This is a genomic window from Actinotalea sp. (assembly GCF_035443605.1).
GTDB lineage: Bacteria > Actinomycetota > Actinomycetes > Actinomycetales > Cellulomonadaceae > Actinotalea.
This window is the reverse complement of record NZ_DAORSQ010000104.1, coordinates 1-8,480: the sequence shown is the minus strand read 5'-3', so window position 1 is coordinate 8,480 and position 8,480 is coordinate 1. Positions and strand designations below refer to the sequence as shown.

The window sequence follows — 8,480 nt, the reverse complement described above, 5'->3', positions numbered from 1 at the left end:
CGTCTCGATCGGGAACACTTCGACGGTCAACGGCTCGTCCATGCTGCAAGTCTGGCCTTCGACTCCCCGCAACGCGGCATGTGCGGGCGGCCGTTCGCCGACGCTCAGATCGGCGGCAGCCCGGCCGGAACCCCGACGCCTGTGGAATGCGAGACACGAACGAGCTCGCGGAGGGAGTCCTCCAGTTCCCGCCGCAGTTCCTCGCGATCATCTGGATCCGACGAGCGCGCCATCCTGACCCATTCGCCGAGACGGTCGCCTTGAAGGACAAGGCCCGCGAATCGCCGACCGGGGGTGCGAACGACGGCCTGGTTGACGAGCGGCGAAAGGAGTTCCAGGTCGGTGGCATGGTCCATAGCCGCATCCTCCATCACGGAGCGTGCCAGTGGTGGACGCGCAGGTCGTGGCACGACCGTGCCCTCACCGGCGTGAGCAATGGGTCAGCCCGCAGACTGGTCGGCGTCCGCGCGCCCGCGCCAGGGAAGAGGCCGCCCGAACCACTCGTGCGTGTGAAGTAGGCGCGCGCGGGGCTTGGCGACCGTCTCCTGGAACGGCACCCACACCTTGTCGGGCGGGCCGCTGTCGTAAAACCAGCTGAAGTGCGTGAGCGTCCTGTGAGCGGCGAGACGCGATGCGTCGTCGGCAGCGACCCCGACCACGTTCATGAGGACCAGCTCCTCAAGGACCGGCGCGTCGTGCAGCCCAGTCAGGCCGGAGAGACCCTTCAGGGACCCCAGTTCGGCACGTCGTAGCTTCGTCAGTGGTGCGAAGGACGGCAGGCGCGTGACCTGCGGCTGCCCGTAGAGGCTGAGCAGTTCCAGGGAGGTCAGCGTCGGCAAGACGTCGAGGTCATTGACGCCACGGATCTGGTTGACCTCGAGAAGACGCAGGCGATGGCACCCCTCAATCGCTCTCAGAGAGGTACCGCTTCCCCCGCGCAGGTCGAGGAATTCCAGATGCGGCAAGGACGCAAGCAGGCCGTCGGGCACCTTCACCGTCCAGAGGGTCAGCCACCGGGCAGCCGCTAGCCACTCGTGGTCCTCCGCCTTGAGCGACACATGGTCGAGCCAGAGGTCGCCGCCGTCACGCCAGACCGCTGCAGCTCTCGCCTCGACCATGGAGCAGAGGCTACGCGGGCGCACCACGGCCTGGCGTTGGCGCGTTCGTCGCGATCAGCGCTGTCCGGCTCCTTCTACGAACGCGCGGTCATCGGCTATGACCGGACGCGCCTGCCTGGCGCCCGGCCGTCAGGAGGGACACACCCAGCCGGCGTCCTCTCAGCGTCCTCTCAGGGGCGGTGCCGCACAGTGGTCCCATGTCGCAGACCCGTGCCCTGCCCGCCTCGCTCCTCCGTCACCCGTGGACCGTTCCGGTGGTCGTCGCCGCAGCCGTCGCCGCAGCCTTCGTCGCGCCGCCGCTGCTCGCCTCCGCCGGCGACGCCGACCTGCCGGACCTCACCGCGCAGGAGCTGCTCGCCCAGGTGGTCGCCGCCGAGCCCGTGCCGCTGGCCGGGACGGTCGTCTACACCGCGCGGCTCGGCCTGCCGGAGATCCCGCTCACCGAGGCGACCGGCGCCGACCCGATCGCGCTGCTGGGCGGCAGCTCGACCCTGCGGGTCTGGACGGACGGGACCGAGCGCTCCCGCGTCTCGCTGCTCGGCTCGGTCTCGGAGTACTCCGTGGTCGCCGACGGCGCCCAGATGTGGACCTACGACTCCTCCGAGGACATCGTGACGCACTACGCCATGAGCGACGCCGACGCCGCGGCGCTCGAGGCGATGACCGACGAGGCGCGCGAGCGCGCGCTGGCCGAGCGGGCCGCGACGCTGCCCACGCCGGACGAGGCGGCGCGGATGGCACTGGAGAAGGCGGACGAGTTCTCGACGGTCACCCTGGACGCCCAGACGACCATCGCCGGCCGTGGCGCCTACCAGCTGGTCGTCACGCCGCGCGGCACCGGGTCGCTCGTGGCCCGCGTGGTCATCGCCGTGGACGCCGAGACCTCCGTGCCCCTGCGGGTGCAGACCTGGAGCACGCAGGACGCCCAGGCGCCCGCGGTCGAGATCGCCTTCACCGACGTGTCCTTCACGACGCCGACCGACGCCGTGCTGAGCTTCTCGCCGCCCGCGGGGGCGCAGGTGCGCGAGGTCGTGGTGCCGCTGCCGAGCGAGCCCGTCGACGCCCCGCAGGTCGACCCGTCGCAGCTCGAGGGGATCGAGGGGCCGGCCGACCTGGCCGCCGCCGGGCTGCTGCCCGATGGCGTGACGATCACCGGCACGGGCTGGGAGACGGTGCTCGAGCTGGCCGACGTGGACGTCGCCGCGATGATCGCCGGCGACCCGGCCGCGCTCGCCTCGATGGCGGGCTCGGAGCGGCTCATCGGCTCGGAGAGCGGCCAGGAGCTGGTCGACGAGTTCATGCCGAGCGACGAGGACGGTTCGATGGGCATGCAGCTGGACGCCGCGGCCCTGTACCAGCAGCTCACCACCGAGGTCGACGGGGGCCGACTGCTCAGCTCGACGCTGCTCAGCGTGCTGGTCACCGACGACGGCCGCGTGCTCGTCGGGGCGGTCCCTGCCCAGACGCTGCGCGACCTGGCGTGAGCGGGGCACCGGCGACCACCGCGCGGACGGCGGTGCCCGACGCGCCGCCGTCCGCCGCCTCACGCGGGGCGGGAGCGCCCGACGCGGCGGGCCCGGTGGCGGTGCCCCTTGCGGTGCGCACCTCGGGGCTGACCAAGCGGTTCCGCTCGGGGCAGGTGGCGGTCGACGGCATCGACCTCGCCGTGCCGCGCGGGGCGGTCTACGGTTTCCTCGGCCCCAACGGCTCGGGGAAGACGACGACGATCCGGATGCTGCTCGGCCTCGTGGCGCCGACCTCCGGCCAGGCCTGGCTGCTCGACCATCCGATGCCCCAGGCGGGCCGGTCCGTGCTGCCGCGGGTGGGTGTCCTCGTCGAGGGCCCCGCCTTCCAGCCGTACCTCTCCGGCCGGGCCAACCTGGAGCGGCTCGACGGGGCAGACGCGACAGCCGACCCGCGCTCCGCGCCCCGCCGCGTCGGGGAGTCCCTCGAGCGCGTGGGCCTGTCCGCCGCGGCGGCCAAGCCGTACCGGCAGTACTCCCTCGGCATGAAGCAGCGGCTCGGCCTGGCCGCGGCGCTGCTGCGCCCGCGCGAGCTGCTCGTGCTCGACGAGCCGACCAACGGGCTGGACCCGCAGGGCACGCGCGAGGTGCGCCACCTCATCCGCGAGCTCGCGGACGGCGGCAGCACCGTGCTCGTCTCCTCGCACCTGCTGGCCGAGATCGAGCAGGTGTGCAGCCACCTGGGGATCATGGGGCGCGGCCGCCTGCTGCTCCAGGGCGAGCGCGCGGCGCTCCTCGACGAGGGCACGGCGCACGTGGCCGTGACGACGACGCCGGAGCACGTCGGGGACGCGGCGCAGGTGCTCGTGTCCCTGGGCCTGGCGCAGGTCGAGGTGCAGGTCGAGGCGCAGCCCGAGGGGCACAGCACGGTGGTCCGGGCACTGCTGGGCGACGTCGCGCCGCAGCGGGTCTCGGCGGCGCTCGTGGGCGCGGGGATCGACCTCGTCGGCCTCGAGGTGCAGCGACCCAGCCTCGAACAGCTCTTCGTCGCGCTCACGGGGGAGGGCTTCGATGTCGCCCGCTGACGTCGGCACGCGTGGCGTCGACCACCCGATGAGCCTGCCAGCGTCGGACGCCGGCACCCCGCCACCGCCCCGGCTGCCCGGGGCGACCTGGCGCCTGCTGCGCGGGGAGATCCGGCTGATCTTCGGGCGCCGGCGCAACCAGGCGCTGCTCGCGGGGCTCTCGGCCGTCCCCCTCCTGCTGGGCACGGTGCTCTACATCGCGCAGGACTCCGCGATCGGCGGCCAGGGCCCCGGCTTCGTCGGCCGGGTGACGGGCAACGGGCTGTTCCTCGTCGTCGCGGCGCTCTTCATGTGCCTGCCGTTCCTGCTGCCGCTCACCGTGGGGATCGCGTCGGGGGATGCGATCGCCGGGGAGGCCCAGGCCGGCACCCTGCGGTACCTGCTCGCCGTCCCCGTGGCCCGCACGCGGCTGCTCGTCGCCAAGGCGGTTGCCACGCTGACGCTCGTCCTCGCGGCCGTGCTGGCGATCGCCGTCGTCTCCGTGCTCACCGGCGGTGCCTACTTCGGGCTGTCCGACGTGACGCTGCTGTCGGGGACCACCGTGCCGCTGACCGACGGACTGGTCCGGATGGCCGGGGTCACCGCCTACGTCGCGCTGTCCCTCACGGGGCTCATCGCCGTCGGGCTGTTCTTCTCGACGCTCACCGAGGTGCCGGTGGGCGCGATGGCCGGCACCGTCGTCGTCGCGATCGTCTCCGCCGTGCTCGACACGCTGCCCCAGCTCGCCGTCATCCACCCGGGGCTGCTGACGCACCACTGGCTGGACTTCGCGGAGTTCCTCCGGGTCGAGGTCGACGGGGGCGTCCTCGGCCAGGGGCTGGCTGTGCAGGCCGCGTGGGTGGCGGTCTTCGGTGCCCTCGCGTGGAGCAGGTTCACCTCGGCCGACGTCACCTCCTGAGCCAAAGGTCACGGGTCGGCAACGCACGGCCCGCCTAGCGTGCCAGGTGACAGTGACGTCGATCCCGACCCTGGGGAAACCGTGAGCAACGACTCGACCGAGGAGCGCTCCCCGAGCGCTCACGCACCGCAGCAGACCGACCGCACCCGTTCCGTCGGGGCACGGGGCACCGCGGGGCCGCAGCCACCGGGGGGTCGGGCCAGGCTCCGTGCCCTCGTCGGCTCGGTCGGCCTGGGGGCCGTCGCCCTCGCGCTCGCCGGCTGCGCGGCGGAGCCCACGGCCGAGGGGGAGTCCACGGTGCACGGCGGCGAGGCGAGCCTCGCCCTGCCGGACCTCGCCACGGTCACCGTGCTCGGTGGCGCCTCCGGGCGCGCGCTGCTCATGGTCGGCCTGCTCGTCTGCGCGCTCGGCCTGGGCTTCGGCTTCATGGCCTACGTCCAGCTGCGCCAGCTGCCCGTGCACGACTCGATGCGCGAGGTCTCCGAGCTCATCTACTCGACGTGCAAGGCCTACCTCATCCAGCAGGGCCGGTTCCTGCTCGTGCTGTGGCTCTTCATCGCGACGGTCATCGTCGTCTACTACAAGGTGCTCGTCGGGTTCGAGTGGGGCCGCGTCGCCGTCGTCATCGCGTTCAGCCTCATCGGCATGGGCGGCTCGTACTCCGTGGCGTGGTTCGGCATCCGGGTCAACACGTTCGCCAACTCGCGCACCGCGTTCGCGTCGCTCGGCGGGCGGCCCCTGCCGATGCACCGCATCCCGTTGAAGTCCGGCATGTCGATCGGCATGGTGCTCATCAGCCTCGAGCTGTTCATGATGCTCGTCATCCTGCTGTTCATCCCGGCCGAGATCGCCGGGGCCTGCTTCATCGGCTTCGCGATCGGTGAGTCCCTCGGCGCAGCGGCGCTGCGCATCGCCGGTGGCATCTTCACCAAGATCGCCGACATCGGCTCCGACCTCATGAAGATCGCGTTCAAGATCAAGGAGGACGACGCGCGCAACCCCGGCGTCATCGCCGACTGCACGGGCGACAACGCGGGCGACTCCGTCGGCCCCAGCGCAGACGGCTTCGAGACCTACGGCGTGACCGGCGTCGCGCTCATCACGTTCATCCTGCTCGGCGTGGGCGACCCGCTCATGCAGGCGAACCTGCTCGTCTGGCTCTTCGTCGTGCGCTCGGTCATGGTCATCGCGTCCGGCGCCTCCTACCTCGTCAACGACGCGTGGGCCAAGGCGCGGTACGGCACCGTCGACCGGATGAACTTCGAGACGCCGCTGTCCTCGCTGGTGTGGATCACGTCCGTGGTGAGCATCGTGGCGACGTTCGCGACCACCTGGTTCGTGCTCTCCGACGGCACCACCGACGGGCTGTGGTGGAAGCTCGCCACCATCATCTCCTTCGGCACGCTGGCCGGTGCGCTCATCCCCGAGCTGGTCAAGGCGTTCACGTCGACCAACTCCAAGCACGTGCGCGAGGTCGTCAAGAGCTCGCGCCAGGGCGGGGCGTCGCTCAACATCCTCTCCGGCCTCGTGGCGGGCAACTTCGCCGCGTACTGGCTGGGCATGGCGATCGTCGGCCTCATGGGCGGCGCCTTCCTGCTCAGCGAGCAGGGCCTCGACTCCATCATGATCGCACCCGCGGTCTTCGCCTTCGGCCTGCTGGCCTTCGGCTTCCTCGGCATGGGCCCGGTGACCATCGCCGTCGACTCCTACGGTCCGGTCACGGACAACGCCCAGAGCGTCTACGAGCTGTCCCTCATCGAGGAGGTGCCAGGGATCGAGTCGACCCTGCGCCGCGAGTTCGGCGTCGAGGCCCAGTGGGACAAGGCCAAGACGATGCTCGAGGAGAACGACGGGGCGGGCAACACCTTCAAGGCCACGGCCAAGCCCGTGCTCATCGGCACCGCGGTCGTCGGCGCCACGACGATGATCTTCTCGATCATCATGAGCCTGACGGAGGGGCTCGAGACGGGGCTGGAGAACCTGTCCCTGCTGCACCCGCCCTTCCTGCTGGGGCTCGTCACGGGCGGTGCGGTCATCTACTGGTTCACCGGCGCCTCGATCCAGGCCGTGACCACGGGCGCCTACCGCGCGGTGGAGTTCATCAAGAACACCATCCGGCTCGACGGGGTCACCAAGGCCTCCGAGGCTGACTCGCGCCGGGTCGTCGAGATCTGCACCCAGTACGCCCAGCAGGGCATGCTCAACATGTTCCTCGGCGTCTTCTTCGCCACGCTGGCCTTCGCGTTCGTCGAGCCGTACTTCTTCATCGGCTACCTCATCTCGATCGCGATCTTCGGCCTCTACCAGGCCAACTTCATGGCCAACGCCGGCGGGGCATGGGACAACGCGAAGAAGATCGTCGAGATCGACCTGCACGCCAAGGGCACGGCGCTGCACGAGGCGACCATCGTCGGCGACACCGTCGGCGACCCGTACAAGGACACCTCGTCCGTCGCGCTCAACCCGGTCATCAAGTTCACGACCCTCTTCGGCCTGCTGGCCGTCGAGCTCGCCGTGAGCCTCAACAACCAGGGCCGGCACAGCCTCGTGCTCGTGCTCGCGGGGATCTTCTTCCTCGTCATGTCGTACTTCGTCTACCGGTCGTTCTACGGCATGCGGATCACCGCGTCGCTCGAGGACGACGAGGTGCTCCTCGAGCCCGGTGAGGCCGGGCCGGGTTCGGGTGCTGCAGTGACCGGCGCCGGTGCGGCGGCGGGTCTGGTCCAGACGGGAGCGGGTGAGCAGCGATGAAGATCGCGGTGCGGTACCAGGCGGCGCAGGTCGACGCCGACGGGCACGTCGCCGGGCACGACGCGGGGGCCACGCTGGTCCGGCGCCTGCTCCGCGTGTTCCCCGGCTCGCAGCTCATCGGCCCGGGGCCGCGGCACTGCGAGGGGTTCGACGTCATCCCGCTGGAGTTCGTGGACGGTGCGGACACCATCGTCATCTGCATGGACGTCCTGGACTCCACGACCGTCTGGCAGACCCTGCGGGCGAGCTGCGACGAGCCCCACCTCATGAACTTCGTGTGGTGGAACACCTCGCAGTACGACCACCCCGTGCAGCGCGCCGCGCTCGCGCTGTCCTGCGCGCTGTTCCCGACGTTCGCCAACTCCGAGCGCACGGCCAGCGAGGTCCGGGAGATCGTCTCCTCGCTGACCACCAAGCCGATCGCGGACAAGGCCCAGATCTCGTGGGTCAACCTCGGCATCCGCCTCGAGCACGTGCAGCCCCGCCAGGAGCCGCAGGTGCCCGTGGTCCTCTACCCGGCGATCTACCTGTCGGACCGCAAGCAGCCGCAGGTCTTCCTCGACGTCGTCGAGCGGATCGTCAAGCGCACGCCCATCAAGGTCGAGGCGCGCCTGCACGAGTCGCACCTCATCTCCGAGAAGGCGATGCGGCTCTCGCGCAAGGACTGGGCCTGGGTGGGGCCGCTCACCGCGACCCGCGAGGGCTACTGGGAGGCGCTGGCGCGCACCACGGCGTTCCTCGCCACGGCAACGGAGGAGTCCTACGGGCTGGAGTACATCGAGGCGCTCGTCGCGGGGGCCGTGGGCGTCTTCCCGGACCGCCCGTGGGCGAGGGCGATCCTGCCCGAGGGCTACCCGTTCTTCTGGAGCACACCCTCGCAGGCCGAGGAGATGCTCTACCGGGCCGTCACCGACACGGCGGCGTGCCGTCGCGAGGTCGACGCCGCCGCAGGCGGCAGCTTCGCGCAGTGGCTCAAGGCGCGGCACGACGACGACCTGTTCGACCACGCGATCGTCGACCGCGTGCACGACTGGTTCGGGGCCTGACCGAGCGCGACGGAACCCACGCGGCGTGAGGCCGTCCGTGCCGGGCCAGGCTCCGGCACGGACGGCCTCACAGGCGCGCGAGCGTCTCGATGTCCTCGAGGAAGTCCGCGGCCACCTCG

Annotated in this window: 7 protein-coding genes; 5 read left to right on the top strand and 2 right to left on the bottom strand. The window is 71.2% G+C overall.

Going from position 1 to position 8,480, the window contains the following annotated elements:
- Positions 1–104 precede the first annotated feature (104 nt).
- Both PKY62_RS10895 and PKY62_RS10890 read right to left on the bottom strand, forming a co-directional pair.
- A complete protein-coding gene (locus tag PKY62_RS10895; protein ID WP_324536848.1) occupies positions 105–356 on the bottom strand; it encodes a DUF6959 family protein in 252 nt (83 codons plus the stop codon).
- An 84-nt stretch (positions 357–440) separates the two neighbouring features.
- On the bottom strand, positions 441–1,118 hold the full coding sequence (locus tag PKY62_RS10890; protein WP_324536846.1) for a hypothetical protein: 678 nt from the start codon (positions 1,116–1,118) through the stop codon (positions 441–443).
- Positions 1,119–1,315: 197 nt separating this feature from the next.
- Here PKY62_RS10890 and PKY62_RS10885 point away from each other — a divergent pair, with 197 nt between their 5' ends.
- From PKY62_RS10885 to PKY62_RS10865, 5 genes are all read left to right on the top strand, one after another.
- On the top strand, positions 1,316–2,602 hold the full coding sequence (locus PKY62_RS10885) for a LolA family protein (protein WP_324536844.1): 1,287 nt from the start codon (positions 1,316–1,318) through the stop codon (positions 2,600–2,602).
- Positions 2,603–2,634: 32 nt separating this feature from the next.
- Positions 2,635–3,666 (top strand): ABC transporter ATP-binding protein, encoded by a 1,032-nt coding sequence (locus tag PKY62_RS10880; RefSeq protein WP_502875833.1) that lies wholly within the window; start codon positions 2,635–2,637, stop codon positions 3,664–3,666.
- A 28-nt stretch (positions 3,667–3,694) separates the two neighbouring features.
- Positions 3,695–4,564 carry an ABC transporter permease gene (locus PKY62_RS10875; RefSeq protein WP_324536842.1) on the top strand — a complete coding sequence of 290 codons (870 nt, stop codon included), beginning with the start codon at positions 3,695–3,697 and terminating at the stop codon, positions 4,562–4,564.
- 81 nt (positions 4,565–4,645) lie between these two features.
- Complete coding sequence (locus PKY62_RS10870; protein ID WP_502875832.1) at positions 4,646–7,315, top strand: sodium-translocating pyrophosphatase; 2,670 nt, start codon at positions 4,646–4,648, stop codon at positions 7,313–7,315.
- The gene (locus PKY62_RS10865) at positions 7,312–8,361 is read left to right on the top strand and encodes a glycosyltransferase family 1 protein (protein ID WP_324536840.1); all 1,050 of its coding nucleotides are present in this window, start codon (positions 7,312–7,314) and stop codon (positions 8,359–8,361) included. The genes PKY62_RS10870 and PKY62_RS10865 overlap by 4 nt, the downstream gene beginning before the upstream one ends.
- Positions 8,362–8,480: the final 119 nt, after the last annotated feature.